A 25,829-nucleotide genomic window follows, 5' to 3' on the forward strand; every position below is an offset into this window, starting at 1 on the left:
GTCTACGGATGAAGTAACGCAGGGTTCTCTTTGAGAGAGACCCTGCGGGAACTAAACGAAAAAGCCAGATTAAAGTTCCGAAACCAATTCGGCTATTCTGTTGGAAATACCTACTTCATTATCATACCAAGCAACTACCTTAACCAGTTTTCCAATTGACTTTGTAAGATTGCCATCTACTATAGAGCTATGGGTGTTGCCAAGTATATCCGCCGATACAAACTGTTCTTCGGTATATTCTAAAATGCCCTTCAACGAGTTGTCAGCATAGTGTTTTAATATGACATTCAGATCTTTAGCCGAAACTTCTTTTTTAAGATTGATTGACAGATCAACAATTGAGCCGTCAATTACCGGAACGCGGTATGAAAAACCGTCCAGTTTTCCTTTTAATTCGGGTAGCACATCCCCTATCGCTTTGGCTGCGCCAGTAGTGGTTGGAATGATCGAATGAGGTGCAGAGCGTGCTCTCCTGAGGTCTTTATGTGGCGCATCCTGTAAATGCTGATCAGCCGTAAAAGCATGTACCGTTGCCATAAAACCCGATTCAATTCCAAACTCTTTATCTAATATATACAAAACCGGGGCTATACTTCCTGTAGTACAAGAAGCTGTCGAATAAATTTGGTCGCCGCCGATTAAATGATTGTTGACGCCATGTACAATTGTTTTTATCCCACCAGTTGCCGGAGCGGAGATCAATACCTTTTTAGCACCTGCATCAATATGCGCCTGAGCGGCAGACTTATCTGTAAAACGGCCGGTTGATTCGATCACCACATCAATGCCTAAATCTCCCCATGGCAAATTTTTAGGGTCTTTTTCACTCAGTAAAAGAATTTTCTTTCCGTTAACCATCATCGAACCACCCTCCTCCTCAACTGTACCAGGGAAACGCCCATGCGCGCTGTCATATTTCAACAGGTGGATCAGCGTTTGCAAGTCTGTAAGATCGTTGATCGCAACAACCTCTATATCAGGTTTGTTTTGCAAGGCCCTAAGCGTCATGCGCCCGATTCGGCCAAAGCCATTAATAGCTATTTTCATGTTTATGTAGTTTTAAAAGTCTTCTGTATTCAGATGGTGTAACCATCAGGTGCCTTAAAAATAACCGCCTCATAGATACTAGTCCACCCATCCCGCAACGCAAAGCAATTTCTTCAAGCGCTTCATCAGTTTTCACCAGCAAATTGCAAGCCTCATCCACACGGAGTTTTTCAATAAATTTCGCAGGTGAAAGCCCTGTTTGTCGGGTAAATACACGGGTGAAGTTTCTAGTGCTCATATTCATTTTTTCCGCTAACAAGTTAACAGATAATGACTCGTGCAGGTGCGCTGCTAACCATCCCTTTAATTGTTCTACCAAAGGCGAACTATCAACCATATTGCCGAACTGGATCTGATAAACCTGTCTGCTCAAATAAAAAAATACAAGTTTACTGGCTATGTGCGATGCAACCCTTTTGCCGCAGTCTTCCTCCACCATCGCCAAAGCAAGATCAATCCCTGAGGATACCCCGCCAGATGTATAAACATGTCCGTCCCTGGAATGGAAGTAGTTTCGATCGAGAGGTAGTCCTGTTTTCTCTAAAATGGCAGAACCAACGCCTACAAAACCTATTCTGCGGATATTGTCGTGTTCTCCTCTCAGCCAGGAGAAGAAAAGTTCATAGCCCGGCTCGTCGGCATTTCCGGTTAGCAGTAAGGTATCAATACCTCCGTAAAACTCTGTCAGGTTATCAGTGGGCGAAACCAATTTTATGTCATAACAATCTCGTAGTTCATTAGCATACGTAAAAACATCAGCCGGCCCGGAAAAATCCATCAAATGATTACGGGATAATATTACAATTACGATTTTCTTCCTGGGCATATTCAAAATTACTGTTTATAATAGCTGTCTCAAAGGACTTAAATTATACAGTTTAGGCCACTTTTTTTGAAGAAGAGCATTTCTTTGCCTTAAGCGCAGTAGGGTGTCATACTGAGCGTAGTCGAAGTATAGGCATTGGGTTGGTGATTGTTGCTCTTCCACAAAGAGCATTGTTTTAAGGAACGAAGCAAACTCGTTGCTGTACAGAGCGAACTCACAAGCGGGACGCTTGCGGTCAATGTCATTAAGTTAAGGGGGCGCCAAGCATATAGCCCCCTCTAAATCTCCCCCGGAAGGGGAGACTTTAGCTTCGCCCGCGTTTGTTTTTTTAAGTCCTCCCTACCGGGGAGGATTTAGGTGGGGCTTAACTTAATGACATTGCGCTTGCGGTAGCGAGGAGAGGTTGCCTGGTAATTGAAGTAACAAAACAATAACAGCCGCCTCATGATTACTTGTGAGGCGGCTGTTCATATTAACTAAATTTCTCGATGGCTTTGGGTGTAACCGGAGTAAAGAAGTTTATTAAATTACCGTCCGGATCGCGGAATAGTAACGAGCGGTTTCCCCATGGCATTGTTGTTGGTTTCTGAACAACATCGCTGATTAAATCTTTAATCCTTTCATATTCAGTATCCACATCTTCAACCCGAAATTCTATAATTACACTTTTGTTACTGGCAGGCTGTGCAATTTCTCCGCCAAACAGGGCCATTGTTTTCGTACTTCCTATAGCTAAGGTCGATGTACTGGTAACTATTTCTGCGAAATCCTCCGTGTACCATGTAGCAGTTAAACCGGTTATTTTTTCAAGGAATTGAACTAAACGCTTAATGTCGGCGGTTATAATTCTTAATGATGTTAAATTCATGATGTGTTATTTGTTTTTCACGAAGGTAAATTGGCGTGGTGACAACAGTATGTCAGGAGGGTTGGATATATTTTTCTTCTTTTTAATTATTGGGGAATATTCGCGTGTCATTGTTGTGAGGAATAAGGCAAGCTTTTTACTGTACTGTCGTTTGACTTTCTTTGGTATCGTTGCGCTAAGCGCGCACTTTTCTTTGGCCGTCAAAGAAAAGTAACCAAAGAAAACTCCCGGCTGCGTCTGCCTCTGTTATTGTCAGTGCTTTTAGTTGGCCTGTGATAGCCGAGCCAGACGATGCCGTTTTTGGGCGGTTAACGGAGAGTTTGTGCTTTTTTCTATTCGGGTTCCTCTCCTATTGGTTTAAGAGTTAGTGTAGCGCTCTTAAACAAAGCAGAAAATGAAGGACTCCGTCCGGTAAAGCACATAAATACTTAACAGCCTAAACTATATTTCAATCGGTAGTAACCCTTTGCCTTCTGAATAGTAATCGACACCACTGCTGTATTTGTAATGCTGTGGCTCCCAAACCACACCAGCTTTTACAGGGTTATTGTGCAGGTAATCTAATCGCTGATCCATCATTTCATTGGTACTTAGTTCAATTGGGTGATTATCCTGTTGCCAAAACTGGTAAGTTTCATTATTCTTATTACGTGCCCCTGCTCTTTTAAACATCCATATCAGCCAGTCTTTACGGCTTTCCTGCTCGTTTTCTGTAATGGCAGCAATAATTCGCTGGCTGGTAAACTTTTTCATATCCCGCATAATATCAGCTAATTTAAATCCTTCTTTTGCTGACGCGATTAAATGCACATGGTTACTCATTATTACCCATGCATGCAGTCGTAAACCTTTCTTTTCAATACAAAATCGTAGGCTATCAAGTAATATCTGTGTATAGCTCTCTCTGGTAAAAACATCTATCCAGTTAACAACCGAAAAAGTTATAAAATGTGGTTTTTCATTATCGCCGAAATGGTAGCGGGTAGCCATGTAGTTTAGATTATGGCGCTGAAGGTAATAAAAAAGTTTCACTGGTTTAAGAGTTAGCGCAGCGCTCTTAAATCCAAGCAGGAGATGAAGGACTCCGTCCGGGTAAAATAACAGAATGTTTGTTTATTGGAAAGCTTTTCGTTTTATACACCAGACGGAGTCCTTGTTTTTCATGGTGGATTTAAGAGCGCGTTGCTAACTCTTAAACCAGTGAGGGAATATTTGGTATACCACAAAATTTTCGTTTCATAAGCCAGACGGAGTCTTTGTTTTTCATGGTGGGTTTAAGAGCGCTGCGCTAACTCTTAAACCAGTGGGGGACCCTGCGGAAACTAAAAAATATCAGCTATATAGCGACCACTGGTCTATTATCATGATCACTGTTGGATAAAACATATGTTACTGATCTTTCCCTTGCTATAACATTTTGAATTTTATAACCCTCTGCCAAAATTTTATTTAGTTCAACATGTTCATCCACATTAAAGTTTTCAGAATTGTTTGAATGTGTAAAACCGGTGTCTGATATAGTAATGACTCTTTGCATAATTATTGATATATATTAATTAAATTAAACTAAATTAGTTAGTTATTGGATGTTGTAATTGTTATAAAAAACACTTTTAATAGAAATTATTTTTGAGCCTCTCTTCTCAATATCTTCATATAAGACATTTCACTATCTCTATTATCCCAAGCCGCTCTAAAATGTTCTTTTAATTCGGGAACGTCTTTTTCTATTGTTGATTTCCAAAGGTTTGGATTATATTCATAAACCCGAAGCATATTGTCAACGTCAAATATTCGCCCCGTATCTTTACTTTTTATTAATGCAACAGGTTTGTCAGCAGCCATCCTTACACCTAACTCGAAAAGTACATTAGGATTATGGTCGGTTAGGTCAGCAATTACTAAATCTGCTTCAAGTAAATCATTTATAATAGTAGATTGGATTACATCCGAACCTTGTTTATTCGCAGTTTCTATTGTAAAGTCAGCGTCAATTCCAGCTGGAATTAATAGACTATCTAAAACTTCTTTAAAAAAACCTAAAGGCCGCTTATTATCTCTTTCTACAAAAGGCATTATTACAAAAGCCTTCAATTTTCCTTTTTTCGTTTCTCCGACAACTATTGTGGTTGGGGTAAATCTAGATACACCATTTGAGGTATTACTTAATTTACCAGTTAAATTTTCCCCAGTTGTTATACCTAAATATCTGCAGTTCTCGTTAAAAACTCGCGAAAACTCTTCATGAAAATCAGGACTTAGTTTAAATTGATGTTCAAGTGTATTACTTAAATATTTCATTTCAGGAAGCATACTTCCTTTATAATATTCAAGTACATTTTTAAAAATTGGTATATTTAAAAATGCCTGAATCTTATTATTTCTTTCGACATCAGGATTAGGTGCATATACTATAGCTCTGCCAAATTCTGTTAATTCAATTTGTTTTGCACTACTTGTACCGACGGTTAATCCAAAATCTCTGGAGGAAGATGTTGTATAAAAGAAATCCATTGTGCCCTTAACGTTGATTGCCTGAGAGACTTCTTTAGGCGTCCAAGGATTTCCACCATTCAACTCTTTTATTTTCAATGCTATATTTAGGCATTTTTCTAAAGTTACAGAAGGATAGTTTTTTTGAGGTTTTTCTATTTTACTTTTATTCTGAGGCTTTGAGGCATCTTTTTTGATCGTAATATTTGCTTTATTAGTTGCTTTGGAAATTATCTTAGAATCCTTGGATTTTATTTTTTTAACAACTTTTTTTTTCTCTATTGGTGTTATAATTTCGTCAGCCATATTCATTGCATATATATATTCAAATATATTGACTAATTCACTATTGCTATTTTTATTAGCGTTATTTTTATCAACATTCAAAAAACATTAAAATAGCTATATTTATTAGCAATAATACACTTGACTATGAGCACCTTATGCTAATGTTAGTAATTTACTCGCTTTATTACCCGATTAACCGTACTCGCCGATAAATTCAACTCCACAGCAATCCTCCGAATACTCATCCCCTGTTTACTCAAAGCCATTACCTTCGCTTCCACAGTTTCCCGATACTTTTCATTATTTCGCTGCAAATGCGCAGTTTCTAAATCATAACCATCAAAATTAAAACGCAGGAAATTACCGGACTTTTCAATTTTACCGAGGCAGATATTTTCGGGGCCGTAGTGTTGTTTGGTACTGCGTTGTTTGATCTGTTTGAGGTAGCGGATGCCGGGCTGGGTTTGGCTTTCGCCGATGGCGAAGGCGCTGTCGCAAAAGTTGATGAGCATTTTACTGCCTTGCAAGTCATTTTTGGTGATGGGTTTTACGGGGTTGCGTTTGGGAGTATGTGCCAGCACCAAAATGGAGATGTTGTATTTGGCTTTGATGGTTTGCAGGCTGCGCACCAGGTTTAGGGCGCCGGTGGCGTGGTGAGCATCGTAATTGAGGCAGGTGATGTTATCGATAATGAGCACTTTGGCTTTGGCGATGAGCAGGGAATTTTCGATCTCGTTTTCGAGATATTGCTGGTATGTACTAAACTTATACATTTTATTAGCCTGCGGATTGGTGACCGCTCGACAAAATTTATTGCTGAATTTATAGTTCCAGTTATTTTTGGTACAGTAACGCTGCTGAAATTGCTTATCGCTCAGTTCATAGTCAATATATAACACGCCACATGGCGCAGCCGTCATTTGCAGTGGTGCAATGGGTTCGCCTTTGCTGATGCTATCCCCTATCTGCACCGCCAGTACCGACTTGCCTGAGTTGGTGTCGGCAAACATAATACACAGCTCACCCTCGAACCAAAAACGATCGAATAGCATTTTGGGTTCGGGTAGTTTAGCGCCATCTCTGAGCCATTTGCCTGCGCGTTTGATGATAAACTCGGGTTCGGAACCATTGATCTCTTTTTTAGGATGCTTGAGCTGCCAGGCGGTTGGCTTGGGCTGATTAGGTTTGGTAATTGGGTGAATGCCACGGATAGCATCGCGAATTTCTTCGATCACAGCGGGGCGTTCCACGTAATGGTCGGGCTTATTAGAATAATACATGAAGATAAATTTGGGAGCCGGTAAAACTGTATCAGAACGGAACAGTTATAGGCTTCTGGTGTATTCAAATATCGGAAAAAACCTTAAAAAATGCAAATATTTTTAGCATTTTTGGTCGAAATAGCGGCTAAAACAAGCGTTTTTTGATACTTTTCAGGGCAAAAACAGTCATTTTTAGCTCGATTTCAGTCGAATTATAGATCTAAAAACGGCCTTTTTAGTACCTTTTAGGGCGATTTTGGGCTAAAAAGTGTACCAAATGTACCACCTGTTTCAATGCACCATGTTGGTACAGTACTTAGAAAGCCCCTTCTATCAGGTCGCCGTAAAACTCCATTAAATCCATACCAGCTGCCCTCACCTGCTGTGGTATCAGGCTGGCTGAAGACTGGCCGGGCGTAGTGTTCACCTCGATGAAATAGAAATCCTGCGTATCATCCAACAAAATAAAATCAATACGTACCATGCCCTTGCAGTTTAGTCGCAGGTAGATCTCGGTTAGGATTTCGGCTATTTCGTCGCTTTTTTCAGGGCTCAGATCAGCCGGGGTTATCTCGTGCGAAACGCCGGGGGTATACTTGGCTTCATAATCAAAAAACTCTTTAGTACTAATGATCTCGGTACCAGGCAGCACGGTAATCTTACCCTTAATACGTGCTATACCACGACTAAACTCGCGGCCTTTGATAAACTCTTCGACCAATACTTGATCATCTTCGTGGAAAGCTTTCTCGATAGCTTCTGGCAGTCCGGCAATGTTATGTACCTTGCTCATGCCTACGCTGCTACCACCGTTATTCGGCTTAATAAACAGTGGGAACTTAAGGTTAGCAGCAATAGTTGCTACATCGTGGCCATCCTTGCGGTGCAGTTGCATACTACGAGCGGCGTGCAGCCCGTGTATACCATGTACTATGGTTTTGGTGTAGGCTTTGTTCATGGTAATGGCGGATGTAGTTGCATCGCAAGTGTTGTAGGGAACGCCCATCATATCCAGGTAACCTTGCAGTTTGCCGTCTTCGCCGGGAGTGCCGTGCACGGTTATAAAGGCGAAATCGAACTTAATCTTCTCACCTTTTATAGTCAGGCTGAAATCGTTTTTGTCTATGCTGATGTGTTCGTGGCCGGTATCGTGAAACCAGCTGTCGCGGTTAATGAGCACGGTATAAACCTTGTACTTAGCGGGATCGAGGTTAGCGGCGATATTTTTGGCGCTGTTGATAGATACTTCATACTCCCCGGTATAACCACCGGCACAAAGGGCGATATTTTTAACTGTCATGATAAATCAAAGATATTTGTTTGTTGTTATAATTCTTATTTGGAAGTATTAAAATTTAATTGGTTCTGTTAATCAGCAAATTCCGGCATCGATAAATCCAAATTCCGAAATATTCACTATGTTTGGTACGCTAATATCCTACTGATACATGAACAGATTTTGGGCTTACTTAAAAACTACATCATTCCGTAATACATTTTTCGCGGCAATTGGTTCCGTATTGTTATTGGTTTTTATAGCTTATTTAAGCTTAGATTATTATACCCGTCATGGTTCGGGTGCACCTGTACCACTTGTAAAAGGGATGTCGGTAGACAAGGCCATCAGTACCTTAACCGACCAGGGATTTGGTTACCAGATAGATTCCGTTTATGTACCAGATCAACCACCCGGAACCATTGTTGAGCAAGATCCGGATGCAGGTACCATGGTAAAAGCTAACCGTATTATTTACCTGACTATGGTTACCCGTTTAGCACCTAACGTAGCCCTCCCCGATCTGGAAGATCAGAACTATATGGAGGCTGTGGCTACGCTATCAAACTATGGCTTAAAGGTTGGCGATACCACCACAAAATCAGATATTGCTAACCATATATTAGAAGTTCATTTTGCCGGGCAGATCATCAAACCGGGCACGAAACTGCCAAAAGGCTCAAAGGTTGACCTTGTAATAGGTAATGGTGCCGGTGCAAGTGAAGTAGATATACCGGATTTGGTAAATCAAGACCTTGATGCCGCTAAATTTGTGATAAAAGGTGCGGGCTTAGGCGTTGGAACGATTACCTACGAGGGAACGATTACTGATTCGAGCAGTGTAGTGGTTACAGCCCAATATCCTGCAAAAACAGATTCTACCAGTAAAACCAGTTTAGGTACAAGGATAAATCTTACGGTTTCCCAAGCTAAAAAATCAGATGTCCCTGCCAATTAGTGCTGTTGAAGTTTATTCCCGATTACAAAACGGAGATGCTATTAATCTTTTGGATGTTCGGGAAGTAATTGAGTTTTCGACCTATAATATTGGTGGCCAAAACATACCTTTATCTAAACTACCCAGCAGTATAGATCAATTGGATTATAACAAAACTGATGAAATTGTTGTTATATGTAAAATTGGTATGCGCAGCGAAACCGCATGTAAATTATTACAGGAAAAAGGCTACCAAAATGTTCGGAATTTAGCTGGTGGCTTAATAGCTTTACAAAAAATTAAACAATAAAAAAAAATCGTTATCTACTATGGCTGAGAAAAAGTCAAACGGGAGTTTATTAAGAAAATTTATAATCACCCTGATACTTATAATTGTAATAGCCCTTGGCGTTACCTGCGTTATTTATTATTTGAATTACTTCGGGCCAAATGTTACCGATAAACAGGAGTTCTTATATATACATACGGGTGCTACTTATGATGATGTTTACAAAACCATTCGAGAGGAAGGTATAGTAAAAGACACCACAACATTTAATTGGGCTGCGCAAAATATGAAATATACTACCCGTGTAAAAGCAGGTAGGTATCATCTTCATGCCGGGATGAGTAACAGGAAATTAATCAATATGCTGGCTTCAGGCACGCAGACCCCGGTTACATTAGCGTTCCACACCATGCGGTTAAAAACTGATTTTGCAGGATTTTTAGGCAAAAAGATCGAACCGGATTCAGCCAAAATTATCAACTTGCTTGATTCTGCTGATTTTGTAAAAAAATATGGGTTTACGACGGATGACGTTTATACCATGTTTTTGCCGAATACCTATCAATTGTACTGGAATACATCGCCAGAGAAATTCTTTAAAAAGATGTATGGCGCTTATCTCAAATTTTGGACACCCGAGCGCACACAAAAAGCCAACGAATTACATTTAAGTCCGGTACAGGTATCCATATTAGCTTCAATTGTTGATGCAGAAGCATTGCATGACGATGAAATGCCAACTATAGCCGGATTGTACTTAAATCGTTTAAGAAAGGGTATGAAACTGGAATCAGATCCTACAGTGATATTCGCAGAAAATGATTTCACCATTCATCGCGTACTAAATAAATATTTAACCATTAACTCACCCTACAATACTTATTTGCATACCGGGTTGCCTCCGGGGCCGGTAATGATGCCTTCAATTAATGCAATTAACTCGGTACTTGATTACAAAAAGAGCGATTATATCTACATGTGTGCTAAAGCAGACTTCTCGGGATACCATGCATTTGCTACAAATGTTACCGATCATTTGAAAAACGCGCATGCTTTTCAACAGGCACTTAACGAGCGAAATATTAAACACTAATGTTTGAGTTCACTACTAAAATCCGTGTCCGTTATGGCGAGACTGATCAGATGGGTTATGTTTACTACGGTAATTATGCTGAGTTTTATGAGGTAGCACGTGTTGAAATGATGCGTAGTTTAGGCATGACTTATAAATCTATGGAAGATCAAGGTGTGATGATGCCTGTAGTGGAGTTGCACTGTAAATATCTAAAACCGGCATTATACGATCAGGAGATTAGTATAAAAGTTATTATTGCCGAAATGCCACGCGCACGCATGAACTTTACATATGAACTAACCAATGAAGCCGGAGAACTGATTAATACTGGGGAAACGTTATTGGTATTTGTTAATATGAAAACTAATCGTATTTGCTTTATTCCAACAGAGTTAGCTAATAAATTAAAGCCATATTTTAAGTAGATTTGAGGTAAATGAGATGGCTGAACCGCTTTTTATTACGATTTAAATTTTACAAATCATTTATACAGTGGACTCAATCCATTAAGCCCGCTGGCTTTGGTTCGCTTTCGTTATATTCTGTAGTTGTTTTTTTTGTTGAGGAATTTCTTACCGGCACGTTGGTAAATAAGGCATCGTCTTTAGCTTATAGTTTTATGCTGGCTATTTTTCCGGCAACTATATTTATGTTCACGCTCATCCCCTACATCCCTATTCATAATTTTCAGCAAAACCTCATCGACCTTATTTCATTGGTATTGCCCAACCAAAAAGCTACCCAATTCTTCAATTCAAATATTGTTGATATTATTAAAAACCAAAATGGAAAATTGCTTTCATTCGGTTTTTTATCAGCTTTAATTTTTGCCACAAATGGGGTCGCCAATTTGATGCGGCAATTCAACAGGTCTTCTTTAGTATTAGAAACCCGTACGTGGCTTAAAAGGCGTTGGGTAGCCCTTGTGCTTACTATCTACATAAGCATATCTTTATTGATAGCTATTCTTATTATGATTGGTGGCCAGGTAGTACTTAGTTTTTTGCAAGCTCATATATTCACCAAACATCATTTTTGGATTTATATTTTTACTTTAATAAGATGGATTATTGTAGTTACTATATTTTTTGTAACAGTATCCATATTATATCGCTATGGCCCTGCCCATAAACAACGCTGGAATTTTCTAAATCCAGGATCTCTTTTAGCAACTGGCCTGGCTATAGTAACATCATTGGGATTTACTTATTATATTAACCATTTTGCTTCCTATAATAAGATATACGGTTCGATAGGTACCCTCATCGTTGTGATGCTTTGGTTGTACTTAAACTCGTTAATTATTCTGATGGGATTCGAATTAAACGCCAATATTGACTTCGCTAAGCGTAATATTAAGGTCGTAAAACCCAATTTTAACGCTTTTCGCATCGAAAAAGGGCATAAATTGTAAAATTAATTATGTCATTATCACGCACTTAATCGACTATTTTCCCCGTATTAAAAAAAAAGCAATATCATATTTGCCAATTCAGCCCGGATTTGTACTTTTGTCCCCGGAGAGCTGGCAGAGTGGTCGATTGCGGCAGTCTTGAAAACTGTTGAACTGTGAAAGGTTCCTGGGGTTCGAATCCCTAGCTCTCCGCCAAAAAAATAAAGCCTTGTAAATATTTACAGGGCTTTATTTTTGATGAGTCTTTCCGAAAAGCCTTAACGCCGAAAATGGCGCAGTTCGTCAACTAATGACTTTGTAAAATATTAAAGCTAACTCTTTGCAATAGTCAAGATACTGATGAAATAATGTACAGTACAGCTTTTGAGATGGATTTGTTAAAATGACTATGATTTAAACTGCAAATTTAAGCTTCATAACATAAGCTTCGACCGCAGCTGCAACTGTACCACCGTGTTTAAGTACTGCTAATAACTCTTCTTTAGCTATGCCAAATTCTTCAGACCAATAGTTTAATTCCTGCTCATCATCAGATAAATGTGAGTTACTTTGTTGTTCCTGAAATTGATTTGAACTTTCCATAATAATTACATTTTTAAGTGTTTATAAAATTAGCCTATAATTAAAGCATTAATGTAAAGTTAATGTTAACAAAATAACAATTTATTAACCATCGACGTATTGAGCTGTCTTGCAAAACACATATCGGATTAAGATCAGAAAGACCTGAGTTAGTTGTAAATGATCAAAGTGTAGTTGTTGGTTTTGAGCGGATAACTTACAACTTTTGGTAATATTAAAGCTGATGTATGTGCCTTTATGATACCTAATTTCCATAGGAAGAATTTTTGCGATTGCATTCTGCTTGGAGCGAATAAGCTGCCAGCGAATGCTAATCCCCAATAAAGTTCTTAACTATTGATCTTATCTTTAAAAAAATATATGATTGGCATAAATGCATATTTAACAGATGATAAAATAGCTAAACAGAAAAGGTAAATTCGAATGGTGGAATTAAATAACCAATCAAAAAAGGTCGCATTATATGAGTTTACGGATAAGATTGTCAAAAAATATACGACTACAACATTGATGTGCACACGATATTTTTCAATCATACTCATTGTCTTTACCACTTTACTTTTCCAAAATACCTATGCGCAAACCATTGCTTTAAACTCCCTCAATTTGGCTATTGGTCAAAAAGCTGAGTTTGCGGTACAAAAAGAGGCGCGCATTGAAGTCATTAAAAAAATGACCCTACGAGCCTTATCCCCTACCAATCAGTATCAGGCTAATAAATTGCTATACGAGGAGTATCAAAAATTCCGGATCGATTCCGCTGTAATTTATGCAACCAGGAACATAAATATAGCACAACAGCTCAATAGAGGCGATCTGTTGGTTGAATCCAAATTGCAGTTAACCAATCTTTATTCGTCTTCAGACCGATACCTTGAAGCCAAAGACTTGCTGAATTCCATAAACCGGGTTACTTTATCCGGACAGAATTTAATTGACTTTTACCAATCTCAGATACAACTTTATGAACATTATAATTCCGGCACTTATACCCAGACAAACCGGAACCGCATAAAATCTTATCGTGATTCTTTGTTAAAAATATTGCCACGTTCCTCAACAGCGTATGATATTAATCTTTCACAACAATATATTAACTCCGACAGTTTCAAGGCTGCCGATGATCTATTGAAGCCTATGCTTCTTACCAAAGGGAAAAGTCTTGCCGACTATGCTATGGCTAGCTACCTTTTAGGATCCAGTTATCAATCACAGAATAAACCAGATTCCGCCATAAGGTATTACGCATTATCAGCAATTGTGGACGTGCAAAACGCTATTAAGGATAACGCCTCCATGCAGGCATTGGCATTAGCCTGCTATCAAACCGGTGACATCAATCATGCTTATATATTTACCCAGTCGGCAATTCAGGATGCAATCTTTAGCAATGTGAAATTTCGCACAGCGTATATGTCCGAACTGTATACCATAATTAACTCCGCTTATCAGAAGAAAGAAGAAAAAGGAAAATCAGAACTAAAATTCTATTTGTCGTTGATTAGCATCCTGTCTGGCTTTCTTATAATAACCGTTATTTACCTTTATAAGCAAATGAAGAAAATATCCGGGATAAAGGAGGAACTGGATGAAACCGGAAAGCAGTTAAGCGCGCTAAACAAAGAAATAAGTGAGAAAAATGTACATCTGAATGATATTAACGGAGAATTATCGGAAGCTAACAAGGTTAAGGAAACATATATCGCGCAATTTTTCGATCTCTGCTCCACGTACATCAATAAGTTGGAAGACTACCGTAAGCTCTTGAATAAAAAGGCGCAGGATAAACAGTTGGAAGACCTGTTCCGGATGTTGCGTTCTACCCAAATGATCCACAATGAGGCTGATGAACTCTATAAAATATTTGACAATATCTTTTTAAGCCTATACCCGAATTTTGTTTGTGAATTCAATTCATTGCTGATGCCAGAGGAGAAAATAATAGTAAAAGCCAGCGAGTTTTTAAACACTGAATTACGAATCTACGCTTTAATCCGGTTGGGCATCACTGATAGTGTTAAAATCGCATCCTTTTTGCGCTATTCTCTAAGTACAATCTATAACTATCGCACAGCAGCGCGTAATAAAGCGGCGGTATCCCGTGATACGTTTGAGTCACAAGTGATGAAAATAGGCAGCATCGATTTCCAGCCGTAAAAGTACTCCTTCATACTACTTTTTGTGCACCTACAAATCTTATAAATAATTGATTATAAGACTTGTAGGTACACAAATCCACTACTATTTTTATAGCGCTATTTAACCTTCCAACCTATCCCGCTAATTTTACACTCGGTTGTCTCACGGCAACCAAACTATATAAACCCAAAACTATACCATGCCGAAAAAATTATTAGCCACGCTCCTGGCGTGCGCCATTGCTGTGACGCTGCATGCCCAGCAACCCAAAGATGCCAAAATGGATGTGTTCGTTACGCAGCTGATGAAAAAGATGACCATCGATGAAAAAATCGGTCAACTAAACCTTCAGACGGAAGGAGACATCGTTACCGGTGTAGGCGGTAACAGCCTAAGTACAGAAAGGCTAAAAAAGGGTCTTGTTGGCGGGATGTTTAATATAAAAGGCGCGGCAAAAATCAGGGCCATACAGAAGATAGCAGTTGAGCAGAGCCGCCTGAAGATACCGGTGCTATTCGGCATGGATGTGATTCATGGTTATGAAACGATCTTTCCTATTCCTCTTGGCCTGGCATGTACCTGGGATATGCCAGCAATTGAGCAATCCGCGCGTATTGCGGCAATTGAAGCAAGTTCAGACGGCATTTGCTGGACCTTCAGCCCGATGGTTGATATCACCCGTGACCCGCGTTGGGGCCGCGTGGCGGAAGCTGGCGGCGAAGACCCATATCTTGGCGGCCGGATCGCCGAAGCGATGGTGACCGGATACCAGGGTAAAGACAACTTTTCCTCAAACACGGATATTATGTCATGTGTTAAGCATTTTGCGTTATATGGGGCTGTAGAAGCAGGTCGTGATTATAATCCAGCGGACATGAGCACTTTCCGTATGTTCAATGATTACCTATACCCTTACCAGGCTGCAGTAGATGCCGGTGCCGGTAGTGTAATGGCTTCCTTCAATTCGGTAAATGGCACCCCCGCCCATGCTAACCGCTGGCTGTTGACAGACGTGCTGCGAAAGCAATGGCACTTTAACGGGTTCACAGTGGCAGATTATGGCGGCGTAGGTGAACTTGTTAACCACGGCCTTGGAAATATTCAGCAAGTTTCCGCACGTGCCCTGAAAGCCGGCCTTGATGTGGATATGGTTTCGGAGGGGTACTTGTCTACCTTGAAGAAATCTTACCAGGAAGGAAAAGTTACTTTGGCAGAAATCGATGCAGCCTGTCGCAGAATGCTGGAAGCAAAGTACAAGCTGGGTCTCTTCGCTAATCCTTATAAGTATTGTGACGAAAGCCGCGCGAGTAAATCCATTTACACGCCTGAACATTTAGCAATTGCCCGTAAAACCGCGGCAGAAAGTTTTGTACTGCTTAAAAACGAACAACACCTGCTACCCCTGAAGCCAGGAAAAACAATAGCTGTAATCGGCCCCCTTGCAAACACACGCTCAAACATGGTTGGCACCTGGAGCGTTGCAGCTGATCTTACTAAACCGGCAACCGTTGTGGAAGGCTTGCAAGCTGCCGCCGGACCGGACACCAAAATTATTTACGCTAAAGGCTCTAATCTATTTGCCGATTCAACCATGGAAGCCAATGGGACAATGTTCGGGCGAAAACTGGATCGCGACAATCGCACCGATAACCAACTCAGAGCGGAGGCTATCAAGGCTGCTGAAAAGGCAGATGTAATTGTGGCGGTTATGGGTGAAGCTTCGGAAATGAGCGGCGAATCCAGCAGCCGCACGGACATCTCTATTCCCGATGTGCAGGAAAACTTGCTTAAAGAACTGGTAAAAACCGGCAAGCCTGTGGTATTGGTGCTCTTTACCGGCCGGCCGCTGACACTAGTATGGGAAGATAAAAATGTCCCTGCCATATTGAACGTTTGGTTTGGCGGCAGCGAAGCCGCAAATGCTATCGGCGATGTTGTATATGGTAAAGTTAGCCCCAGCGGAAGATTAGTGTCTACCTTTCCACGGAGCGTTGGCCAGATACCGCTGTATTACAATAACTTCAGCACTGGCCGTCCTGCCTCCGATCACGGATTTGAAAAGTTCAGGAGCAATTACATGGACGAAAAAAACGCACCGCTTTATCCCTTTGGCTATGGTTTAAGTTATACCCATTTTTCCTACGGCGATATAAAACTAAGCGCTTCGGAACTTAGTACTAAAAGTAACGTTACCGCCGCTATCGAAGTAAAAAATGACGGCAAGGAAGATGGTGACGAAATTGTTCAATTATATATCCATCAGCGTGTAGGTTCTACTGTACGCCCAGTTAAGGAGCTAAAAGGATTCCAAAGGATCCATTTAAAAGCGGGCGAGGCAAAAACAGTACGCTTTACCATCGATAACGACATGCTTAAGTACTATAATGCAGACCTGGCCTATAAGGCCGAACCTGGAGATTTCGATGTCATGATCGGTACCAATAGCCGGGATGTAAAATCTACAAAATTGACTCTTAAATAATTCATCTTATGTTCAAAAAATTTATTGTTTTACTCTTTATTTCTGTAGTTGCCACTACAATCAGCAAGGCACAAAATCATGTCCCGGTTTATCTGGATGACAGCCAGCCAATCAATGTGAGGGTCGACGACGCCTTATCACGAATGACTTTACAGGAAAAAATTAATATGATCCACGCACAATCCAAATTCAGCTCACCAGGTGTTCCTCGCCTTGGCATTCCTGAAAACTGGGCCGATGACGGGCCTCACGGTATCCGGCCGGATGTACTGTGGGATGAGTGGACACAAGCAGGGCAAACCAATGATTCTTGTATGGCTTTTCCGGCGCTTACCTGCCTGGCCGCGACCTGGAACCGGGATATGTCCCATCTATACGGCAAATCACTGGGCGAAGAAGCCCGCTATCGCAATAAAAATATACTACTCGGACCGGGTGTCAATATTTACCGCTCCCCATTGAACGGTCGAAACTTCGAATATTTTGGTGAAGATCCGTTTCTTACTTCCAAAATGGTTGTCCCTTATATCAAGGGGATTCAGGAAAATGGTGTCGCAGCGTGTGTAAAACATTTTGCACTGAACAATTCGGAAAGTAACCGCAATACAGTTAATGTAAATGTTGATGACCGAACTCTTTACGAAATTTACTTACCTGCATTCAAGGCCGCAGTCCAGGAAGGCGGAGCATGGGCAATAATGGGCTCTTATAATATGTACAAAGGGGAGTATTGTTGCCAGAATGAATATCTTCTTAATGATATTCTACGCAAAGAATGGGGATTTCAAGGTGTCGTCGTATCCGACTGGGGCGGTACTCACGACACCAAGCAAGCTATATTTAACGGGCTGGATATGGAATTTGGTAGCTGGACAAATGGCTTGAACTTTGGGAAAAGCAATGCCTATGACAACTATTACCTGGCTGCGCCATACCTAAAAATGATTCAATCCGGTGAGGTAGGCACCAAAGAACTGGATGATAAAGTCCGCCACATTCTCCGTTTGTGCTTCCTAACAACCATGAATAAGAACCGTCCTGTAGGATCACTGGGGTCGGAGGAACATTCGCTTGCAGCGCGCAAGATTGCCGAAGAAGGAATCGTACTGTTAAAGAACGATAAGCATGTACTGCCAATCGATGTGCATAAAGTAAAACGAATCGCGGTTATCGGTGAAAATGCGATCAAATGGATGACAGTAGGCGGCGGTAGCTCGTCTCTGAAAGCAAAGTACGAGATCTCGCCGATTGAAGGACTCAAAAAAAGAATCGGTAATCAGGCCGAAATTGTTTACGCACGCGGCTACGTTGGCGATACAACCGGAGACTATAACGGAGTGGTAACGGGGCAGCACCTCACTGATAACAGGACACCGGCCCAACTCATCGATGAAGCTGTACGTGTAGCAAAAGACGCGGACGTCGTGATATTTGTAGGCGGCCTGAACAAGAGTCCTCATCAGGACGATGAGGGTTTCGACAGGCTCGGTCTAAACCTTCCTTATGGGCAGGATGATGTAATTGCGGCAATTGCCAGGGTTAACAAAAATGTGGTCTATGTAAATATTTCCGGTAATGCCGTTGCCATGCCATGGGTTAATCAGGTACCAGCTATTGTTCAGGGATGGTTCCTGGGATCAGAGGCGGGCAATGCCCTTGCAGCAATCCTGTTGGGTGATGTAAACCCTTCGGGAAAGCTCACTTTTACCTTCCCGGTAAAACTTGATGATAATGGTGCGCAGGCTTTAGATGCCTTTCCGGGGACAAACCAGGTCACTTATAAAGAAGGCATTTTTGTAGGTTATCGCTGGGCGGAAGAAAAACACATCAAGCCGTTGTTCGCCTTTGGGCATGGGCTCAGCTATACTACCTTTGAATATGGAAAAGTGACAAGTGACAAAAAAAGCATGTCATCGTCAGATCAAATTACCTTTTCGGTCAAAGTGAAAAATACAGGAACTCGGGCTGGGGAAGAAGTCGTTCAGCTGTATATTAGCGACCTCAAAAGTTCCGTCCCAAGGCCTGTTAAAGAATTAAAGGGATTTGAAAAAATCACGCTTCAGCCAAACGAGGAGAAGACAGTTACTTTCACAATTGACAAATCAGCATTAAGTTATTTTGATATTGCTAAACATGGCTGGGTTGCCGAACCGGGCGACTTCACAGCACTTGTAGGGGCCGCATCGGATGATATCAGGACAAAAATCTTATTCACCCTAAATTAAATTTAAAACAAAAATAATGCTGGACGCAAATTCTATAAAATCCAAACCACATTACCCGATACTGGACGGGCTCCGTGGGGTTGCCGCCATGATTGTTGTACTATTCCATATTTGTGAAGCAAATTCCACCGGCCCATATGACCAGCTGATTAATCACGGTTATCTGGCAGTCGATTTCTTCTTTGTTCTATCGGGGTTTGTGATAGGTTACGCTTACGATGACCGATGGGGTAAGCTCACTATAGGAGGATTTTTTAAACGCCGCCTGGGGCGGTTGCAGCCAATGGTTATAATGGGAATGCTTATTGGCGCAGCCTGTTTTTATTTTGGAGACTCTCATTATGATGAACCTGTCAGGGCGTGCTAAAGAAAAGATGGAAATAAATAGTGTTGGATAACGAAAAAAATAAGGCTTTTTTGGGGGGGTATATGATTTATCGTTTGTGGTAAATGTCCTTGAATACAAAGCAGTACGGGTTTTACATTGGCGACAATTAGACGGAGAATATTTACTATTACAATCCAGCATCCATAAATCAAACGAATAATGGCCTAAGTAGATATTGAGAGAAGCTTAACCAGGCAGTTCCAAGTTACAATAAATGCGTAAAATATCTCGTTTATATCAAGGTTCGAAATCCTCTAACTCTCCGCTGGTATCAATATCAAAACATATTAAAAACCTGCAAATAAAACGATTACTGGCTTTTTATTTGCCCCCATCCAAATTATGCATCTTTTCTCAAATAAAAGGTAAGTGATTCGATGAGTAGATTTATCTCAACTTATCATTAAATAAACATTACTTAACTAATTGATTACAAAGACTATATAAACAATATAATTTATATTTTATTTACTCATTCAATCAATTTCTATTTATAAATGATAAAGAACTTTTCTATCAATATTGGCCCAATCACCCTTATCACTTTTCCATCTCAGCTTTAATTGCGGTGATATTCCTTTTTGCAACAAATAATTTAGTTTTATGGCATGATAGCCAGCTTTTAGATAAGCATCCTGTGTGATTTCTGAATTCGACTGATAGTTAAAATCCTCATCAATTAACGTGGCTTCATGTAAGCGTAAATAAGCTTTTCCTGTTGTTTGCATGGAGAAAGTGTAGATACCATCGGCCGGTACCTTTATAAACCCCTGATAACAGATCATACCTTCTTTTTTATCATCTTCTTTTCCAGCTACATTATCCGTTAATCCTTTCTCATTCGGGGTCAAATTCTTTTCAGAAATTACCCAGGGAAAGTTTCCCTTGTAAAACTTCCTGTTAACTCCCGGCATTAATTCCCCTGCAACCGTATCCGCCGGGATCAGTACGTTATCATAAGGGCGGGGCGCTTCAGCATCTGTATGGCGCACCTGCAATACCTTGGTTTTCATTTGCGCCTGTATTTTCTCATACCCGAGTTTCAGCGCCAGGTTATCTGCTTCTTTTGGGTCTTTAACTACATTGTATATTTCAAAATCATCATCGGCAGATTCAATTTGGTACCGTACACCAACCAGATCGTCCATTCGTATCATTTGCATCTGGTCTCTTTTTCTGTTACGTCTGCTGGCTTCAAACTCTTTAAAATCCGGAGTTCTTCCGCCTTCATAATACTCTACATAAACCAAGCTATTTTGTTGTTTTTCTTTACCGGTTAAATCAGGCAGCAAGGAAACACCATCCGTTCTGGCCGGAGGCTGAATGTGTGCTACGTCGGCAAAAGTTGCCATCCAGTCTGACAGCATGCTGGGTGTGGCAATTGTTTTCCCGGGTGCTATATGATTAGGCCATTCAGCCAGTGTTGGCATTCTCAGGCCACCTTCCCAACAATCTCTTTTTATACCGTCAAAAGGCCCGTAACTTCCAAAAAAGGTGGGATGATTGGGTATATAGGAAGCTGGCAAATAAGATTCAATAGACGGACCGTTATCAGAGGTAAAAATGACCAGCGTATTATCATCTATCTTTAAATCGACCAATAGTTGCATAATATCTCCCACAGCATCATCTATTCTGCGGTTAGCTGTGGCGTATCTTTTATAAGTTTCGGGCCAGGCTACTTCGGAGGTAGCAGGATTACTGTCATTATCATAAGTAGCATTGGCATATTCGGGATACATATATGAATCAACCTTGCCGCTTGCTGTATTGATCATGTGCCCTGACTCGCCCAGCCATTGCATGCCGCCTTTTAATCCCCCACCTTGTGGATAGGCCTGGGTAGGCAATTCTATAACCGCATGCGGTGTGTCATAAGCCAGGTACATAAAGAAAGGTTTGGCAGCATCTTTACCTCTTTCATGTGCTATTATATATTTTTTTGCGGCCGCAGTCCACAAATCTGCCGTGTAACATTTACTTAAACCAGCCGACACTTCTTTATAATCGCTCCAAACTTCTTTTTTTCCATCATAAATACCTTCAAAGGGGTAATGTTCGTGCCCATCTTTGTGCCGCATGTACCCATAATAAGTATCAAATCCTCTTTTTAGGGGATGTGCGGGCCAATTTGGGCCTTCTTCTTTAACACCTTGCAGCCCCCATTTTCCAATTGCTACCGTATTATAACCGGCCTGCTTCAATACTGTGGCCAAAGTATGGTTGTTTTCCAGTTCTTTATCAAATTGATTATCCCTAACACTCGCATTTCCCTGGTTAACACCTGTTAATAAAGATGCCCTGGATGGTGCACAAACGGGCGCGTCGCAATATTGCTGGGTAAATTTCGCGCCCTTTTTTGCCATTATATCTAAATTGGGAGTTAGCTCATAAGGCTTGCTCCTATCGCCTGATTCTTGCCGCTGTTTTTGAAAGAATACACCCACATCTCCATAACCCATATCATCTGTCAGGATAAATATGATGTTGGGCTTCTGTTGTGCCTGAGTTGTTAAATTAAAGAAAGTCAACAGCAATACATTTATGATGATAATAGCGGCATATTTTTTTTTCATCCAATTCATTTTTGCAGGGGCTTTATTTGATTATTCTAAAAATGATTTTTGAGTTGTGATATAACCGAGTGGCGTAACTATTGTTACAATGCCTTTACCACCAAATAAATTATCCACTTCAAAATCTATTCTTTGTCCGGGCTTTATTTCAGGTAAGTCGTACACTTTATAGGAGGAATAATTATCTGTTTTATCAGAAACATATAATTTATATCCTCTTGCAATATACTGCGGAAGCCCAATACTTCCATAAATCCTTAAACTCAATTTATTGCCCTTTTTAGACATTTGCTGTACTTCAATAGGGGAAGACAACTCTCTTAATACAGCCATCGATGGCTTGGGTTTTCCATACATATCATAAACGCCATGAATACGTCTTCTAAACTTAGTGGTATCCGAAGTACCCGGATAATGCGTCCTGTAATCTGTTAAATCAAAATAAATGGCACCTTGTATGTAAGGCTTCGTCTCGTATACAGCCATATGATAGATCAGATCTTCTATGCGCTTTTCATCTCCTCCTTTAAAATTAGGGCCGCATAAACCAAATTCTGATATAAAGAAGGGTTTGTCAGGATAGGAAACGTGAATACTATCCAGATAATTCGACAATTTACCAACTGGTATATCCCACCAGGTTCCGGCATATTCGTTCATCATCAAATAATCACCCTGGCTACCAGCATCTGCAACAAAACCGGGATCATTAATAAAGCCACTTTTTAATGTATTGCTTACATAGCTTACCATACGTGTTGGGTCCAGTTGGCGCGCTTTGTTTATAAGGGCCTGGATCATCGCTTTCATTTTTTCGTTCCGGCCATTTAATTCATTACCTACTCCCCAAGCGAAAATACATGGATGGTTGTAATGATTGCGGACCATTTCACCGAGTTGTTTATTGGCGATGGTATGAATAGTATCATTTACAGGCGTTTCTGCCCCCCATAATGGAATTTCCTCCTGTAAAAGAATACCATTACGGTCGCAAAAGTCATAAAAAACATCATCTTGCTGAAAATGCACACGACTGAAGATCGCATTCACATCTTTCATTAATTTACAATTGCGAAGTATCTCTGCTTTGGTCTCCGCAAGCCCAAAATTGGGATTAGAGCCCGCAGTCCACTCTATACCCATCAACTTTACCTTTTCACCATTCAAAAAAGTTTGACCATTTATAAACTTTAGTTCCCGGAAACCAAAATTGGCGCTAATTTTATCTACCGCTTTTTTACCATTTAAAATAGTTACATCTATGTGATAAAGATTTGGAAAGTCAAAATGCCATGCGTTTACTTTAGGCAGAGTATAATTAACAATAGCCTCACCATTTTCCCAAACTGGTTGGGTGGTTGTTTGTAAAACAACTTTCCTGGTGGGTTGGTTCTCTTCTGAGATAGAAACCAGTAATTTAATATTTTTATTAACGGTTTGATCGAAATCTATTCTGATTTTTAATTTTCCGGATTGATGATCAGGATTTAAAACCGGCTCTGCATTTAAATAACTTGCTGCCGGTTTGCCACTAACGATAAGATTAACCGACCTGATTATTCCTCCATCGTTTGGCCAATCAAATGAATCTCCAAAAGGTACTTTATTACGCCCAAAATCATTATTGCAAGCTACAGTAATAGTATTTTCAGCTCCGTATCTGACCTGGTCATCTAAATTAATAAAGATCTTGTTAAACCCATCTCCAATATTCTCCTTAACCTTTTTCCCATTGATGTAAATAAATGAAGTATGGTTAATGGCGCCAAATTGTAAAACAATATGCTTATTTTTCCATTGGGCGGGTATCATAATTTTTCTTTGATACCATGCCCAGCCATAATAATTTTGAGTGTTTTTATCTACATTCCAGGTATGCGGTATTTTCACATCGGCACCATTCTTCAAGTCTTTTTTATACCATTCTCCGGTCAGCCCTTCTGTTTTTTTATCGATACAGAATTTCCATGAATCATTCAGGTTAATGGTATCCCGTTGAGCGAAAGCCGCATGGCTTATTAAAAAAAAGAATAGGGCAGTATAAACAAATTTCATATGCGGGTATTACGTTCAATAAATTACAAGAATGTTTGTATTACGCGTATTTGATAGTGCAACGCTATAATTTCTATTTACCTTGTACCATTAAAGCTAATAAGGCTTTCAAATCTTTCACCTTTTCGGGATATTGGGCGGCAAGATTATGCTTTTCTCCAATATCATTGTTCAAGTTATACAATTGAGGCTCTGTTGAATTTCCTGTTTCTATCTCTACTAAATTATTATAAGGTGCACCATTGTTCGGCGTAATATATTTCCATCCATCCCTAACAATGGCAAGCGCCCCTCCCTGCTCTATATATACCGAACGCCCTTTATCAGATCTGCCCAGGAAAGCATCTATTAAGTTCTCGCTATCGGTTGCATCACCGGCTGGAATAGGTTGTTTAAGAAACACGGAGAAAGAAGCGAGCATATCCATTTGGGATACCAGAGCATCTGAAACTTGCGGTTTGATTTTCCCCGGCCAACTGATAATAAACGGAATACGTGTACCACCTTCTAAAGCACTGTATTTCCCGCCTCGCATCGGGCCTGCCGGTGTGTGCCCGTTCAGTTTTGCCACAGCTTCATCCTGATAGCCATCATTCAATACCGGCCCATTATCACTGGTAAAAATAACTATCGTGTTTTTTTCCAGGCCCAGGTATTTAAGCTGCTTCATTATTTCCCCCAACTGCCCAATCCAGTTGTAAAATAACATCGCCCCGCAAACCTAAACCACTTGTGCCTTTAAAACGGGTCGCGGGCATCCGGGGCACGTGCGGTTCCGTCATAGCAAAGTATAAAAAGAATGGTTTATGCTGATTCTCCTCTATAAAACCCTCCGCTTTTGCTAAAAAGGTTGACGATACTTCTTCATCCACCCATCGCGCTAATTTGCCACCACTCATATAGCCAATCCTGCCTATTCCATTTACAATAGTCCCATCATGGCCTTGCCCTGGCGATGATTTTAATTTCAGCAACTCCGGATGTTCTTTTCCTGTAGGGTCATTGCCTATCTTTTTGGTATAATCTACCGCAATGGGGTCATTAGGGTCTAATGCTACTATATGGTGATTTTCTAAAAACACAGTTGGCACTCTGTCTGCTGTTGCCGGGAAGATGAAAGAATAGTCAAAGCCTACCTCATTTGGCCCCGGTTTAACTTCTCCATTCCAATCTTTTGCCACGGCATTTCCCAAACCCAAATGCCATTTACCTACAATCCCGGTTTTATACCCGGCTTTTTTAAACATATTGGGTAAGGTGGTACTGTCAGTAGGAATAATTAAAGCTGCATCACCAGGTAAAATGCCTGTACCTTTTTTGCGCCAGGGATATTCGCCCGTCATCAGGGCATACCGGGATGGCGTACACGTTGCCGAGGTACAATGCCCGTTAGTAAAACGGATACCTGCCGCGGCTATCTTATCCACATTTGGCGTATGAATTTTAGTAGCCCCATAACAGCTTAAATCGCCGTAGCCCAAATCATCAGCATAAATGTATATAACATTTGGGCGATTGGCTTTTGATTTTGATGGGCTTTGCCCGGCCGCAGTAAATGCGGTTACAATAAACAGCAAGGATAGTAGGTTTCTATTCATGATAAACAT

Annotated in this window: 21 protein-coding genes and 1 tRNA gene; 10 read left to right on the top strand and 12 right to left on the bottom strand. The window is 40.6% G+C overall.

The genetic code is table 11. From position 1 onward, the window contains the following. Positions 1-69 precede the first annotated feature (69 nt). The 7 genes from gap to GSQ74_RS21855 all read right to left on the bottom strand — a co-directional run bounded on the left by gap (position 70) and on the right by GSQ74_RS21855 (position 8,084). Positions 70-1,053, bottom strand: a complete 984-nt coding sequence (gap, locus tag GSQ74_RS21825; protein ID WP_216846807.1) for a type I glyceraldehyde-3-phosphate dehydrogenase — start codon at positions 1,051-1,053, stop codon at positions 70-72. Then, positions 1,031-1,873, bottom strand: a complete 843-nt coding sequence (locus GSQ74_RS21830; RefSeq protein WP_158996316.1) for a GlxA family transcriptional regulator — start codon at positions 1,871-1,873, stop codon at positions 1,031-1,033. The genes gap and GSQ74_RS21830 overlap by 23 nt, the downstream gene beginning before the upstream one ends. Before the next feature lie 472 nt (positions 1,874-2,345). Continuing rightward, positions 2,346-2,741, bottom strand: coding sequence for a VOC family protein (locus tag GSQ74_RS21835; RefSeq protein WP_158996317.1), 396 nt, complete (start codon positions 2,739-2,741; stop codon positions 2,346-2,348). Positions 2,742-3,182: 441 nt separating this feature from the next. Beyond that, a complete protein-coding gene (locus GSQ74_RS21840; protein ID WP_158996318.1) occupies positions 3,183-3,731 on the bottom strand; it encodes a transposase in 549 nt (182 codons plus the stop codon). A gap of 633 nt (positions 3,732-4,364) precedes the next feature. After that, the gene (locus tag GSQ74_RS22700) at positions 4,365-5,621 is read right to left on the bottom strand and encodes a hypothetical protein (RefSeq protein ID WP_216846795.1); all 1,257 of its coding nucleotides are present in this window, start codon (positions 5,619-5,621) and stop codon (positions 4,365-4,367) included. 65 nt (positions 5,622-5,686) lie between these two features. Next, a complete protein-coding gene (locus GSQ74_RS21850) occupies positions 5,687-6,802 on the bottom strand; it encodes an AAA family ATPase (protein WP_158996319.1) in 1,116 nt (371 codons plus the stop codon). A 298-nt stretch (positions 6,803-7,100) separates the two neighbouring features. Further along, complete coding sequence (locus GSQ74_RS21855; RefSeq protein ID WP_158996320.1) at positions 7,101-8,084, bottom strand: D-alanine--D-alanine ligase; 984 nt, start codon at positions 8,082-8,084, stop codon at positions 7,101-7,103. A 148-nt stretch (positions 8,085-8,232) separates the two neighbouring features. On the opposite strand from GSQ74_RS21855, the gene GSQ74_RS21860 reads away from it, so the two are divergent. The 6 genes from GSQ74_RS21860 to GSQ74_RS21885 all read left to right on the top strand — a co-directional run bounded on the left by GSQ74_RS21860 (position 8,233) and on the right by GSQ74_RS21885 (position 11,970). After that, positions 8,233-9,018 (top strand): PASTA domain-containing protein, encoded by a 786-nt coding sequence (locus GSQ74_RS21860; protein ID WP_158996321.1) that lies wholly within the window; start codon positions 8,233-8,235, stop codon positions 9,016-9,018. Next, positions 9,002-9,307 carry a rhodanese-like domain-containing protein gene (locus tag GSQ74_RS21865; protein WP_158996322.1) on the top strand — a complete coding sequence of 102 codons (306 nt, stop codon included), beginning with the start codon at positions 9,002-9,004 and terminating at the stop codon, positions 9,305-9,307. The genes GSQ74_RS21860 and GSQ74_RS21865 overlap by 17 nt, the downstream gene beginning before the upstream one ends. A gap of 19 nt (positions 9,308-9,326) precedes the next feature. After that, positions 9,327-10,379 (top strand): endolytic transglycosylase MltG, encoded by a 1,053-nt coding sequence (gene mltG, locus GSQ74_RS21870; RefSeq protein WP_158996323.1) that lies wholly within the window; start codon positions 9,327-9,329, stop codon positions 10,377-10,379. After that, entirely contained in the window at positions 10,379-10,786 is a 408-nt protein-coding gene (locus tag GSQ74_RS21875; protein ID WP_158996324.1) for a thioesterase family protein, read from the top strand. The genes mltG and GSQ74_RS21875 overlap by 1 nt, the downstream gene beginning before the upstream one ends. Positions 10,787-10,797: 11 nt before the next feature. Then, positions 10,798-11,775, top strand: a complete 978-nt coding sequence (locus GSQ74_RS21880; RefSeq protein WP_158996325.1) for a YihY/virulence factor BrkB family protein — start codon at positions 10,798-10,800, stop codon at positions 11,773-11,775. A gap of 105 nt (positions 11,776-11,880) precedes the next feature. Beyond that, positions 11,881-11,970, top strand: a tRNA-Ser gene (locus GSQ74_RS21885). Positions 11,971-12,168: 198 nt separating this feature from the next. Here the strand turns inward: GSQ74_RS21885 and GSQ74_RS21890 are convergent. After that, positions 12,169-12,357 carry a DUF3606 domain-containing protein gene (locus tag GSQ74_RS21890; protein ID WP_158996326.1) on the bottom strand — a complete coding sequence of 63 codons (189 nt, stop codon included), beginning with the start codon at positions 12,355-12,357 and terminating at the stop codon, positions 12,169-12,171. A gap of 510 nt (positions 12,358-12,867) precedes the next feature. Here GSQ74_RS21890 and GSQ74_RS21895 point away from each other — a divergent pair. The 4 genes from GSQ74_RS21895 to GSQ74_RS21910 all read left to right on the top strand — a co-directional run bounded on the left by GSQ74_RS21895 (position 12,868) and on the right by GSQ74_RS21910 (position 19,570). Continuing rightward, positions 12,868-14,514, top strand: coding sequence for a DUF6377 domain-containing protein (locus tag GSQ74_RS21895; RefSeq protein WP_158996327.1), 1,647 nt, complete (start codon positions 12,868-12,870; stop codon positions 14,512-14,514). Between the two features lie 226 nt (positions 14,515-14,740). Next, positions 14,741-16,978 carry a beta-glucosidase BglX gene (gene bglX, locus GSQ74_RS21900; protein WP_371724783.1) on the top strand — a complete coding sequence of 746 codons (2,238 nt, stop codon included), beginning with the start codon at positions 14,741-14,743 and terminating at the stop codon, positions 16,976-16,978. 8 nt (positions 16,979-16,986) lie between these two features. Continuing rightward, on the top strand, positions 16,987-19,203 hold the full coding sequence (locus tag GSQ74_RS21905; RefSeq protein ID WP_158996329.1) for a glycoside hydrolase family 3 C-terminal domain-containing protein: 2,217 nt from the start codon (positions 16,987-16,989) through the stop codon (positions 19,201-19,203). A gap of 16 nt (positions 19,204-19,219) precedes the next feature. Next, positions 19,220-19,570, top strand: coding sequence for an acyltransferase (locus GSQ74_RS21910; protein ID WP_158996330.1), 351 nt, complete (start codon positions 19,220-19,222; stop codon positions 19,568-19,570). Positions 19,571-20,082: 512 nt separating this feature from the next. On the opposite strand, the gene GSQ74_RS21915 is transcribed toward GSQ74_RS21910, so the two are convergent. The 4 genes from GSQ74_RS21915 to GSQ74_RS22820 form a co-directional block, all read right to left on the bottom strand. Beyond that, complete coding sequence (locus GSQ74_RS21915) at positions 20,083-22,167, bottom strand: sulfatase-like hydrolase/transferase (RefSeq protein ID WP_158996331.1); 2,085 nt, start codon at positions 22,165-22,167, stop codon at positions 20,083-20,085. 30 nt (positions 22,168-22,197) lie between these two features. Next, positions 22,198-24,222, bottom strand: a complete 2,025-nt coding sequence (locus GSQ74_RS21920) for a glycoside hydrolase family 2 protein (protein ID WP_158996332.1) — start codon at positions 24,220-24,222, stop codon at positions 22,198-22,200. A 73-nt stretch (positions 24,223-24,295) separates the two neighbouring features. Next, a complete protein-coding gene (locus GSQ74_RS22815) occupies positions 24,296-24,892 on the bottom strand; it encodes a sulfatase-like hydrolase/transferase (RefSeq protein ID WP_254060944.1) in 597 nt (198 codons plus the stop codon). Further along, positions 24,879-25,820 (bottom strand): sulfatase-like hydrolase/transferase, encoded by a 942-nt coding sequence (locus GSQ74_RS22820; RefSeq protein ID WP_254060945.1) that lies wholly within the window; start codon positions 25,818-25,820, stop codon positions 24,879-24,881. The genes GSQ74_RS22815 and GSQ74_RS22820 overlap by 14 nt, the downstream gene beginning before the upstream one ends. Positions 25,821-25,829 lie beyond the last annotated feature (9 nt).

The organism is Mucilaginibacter sp. L196, from assembly GCF_009765905.1.
In the GTDB taxonomy this organism is placed as follows: Bacteria; Bacteroidota; Bacteroidia; order Sphingobacteriales; family Sphingobacteriaceae; genus Mucilaginibacter.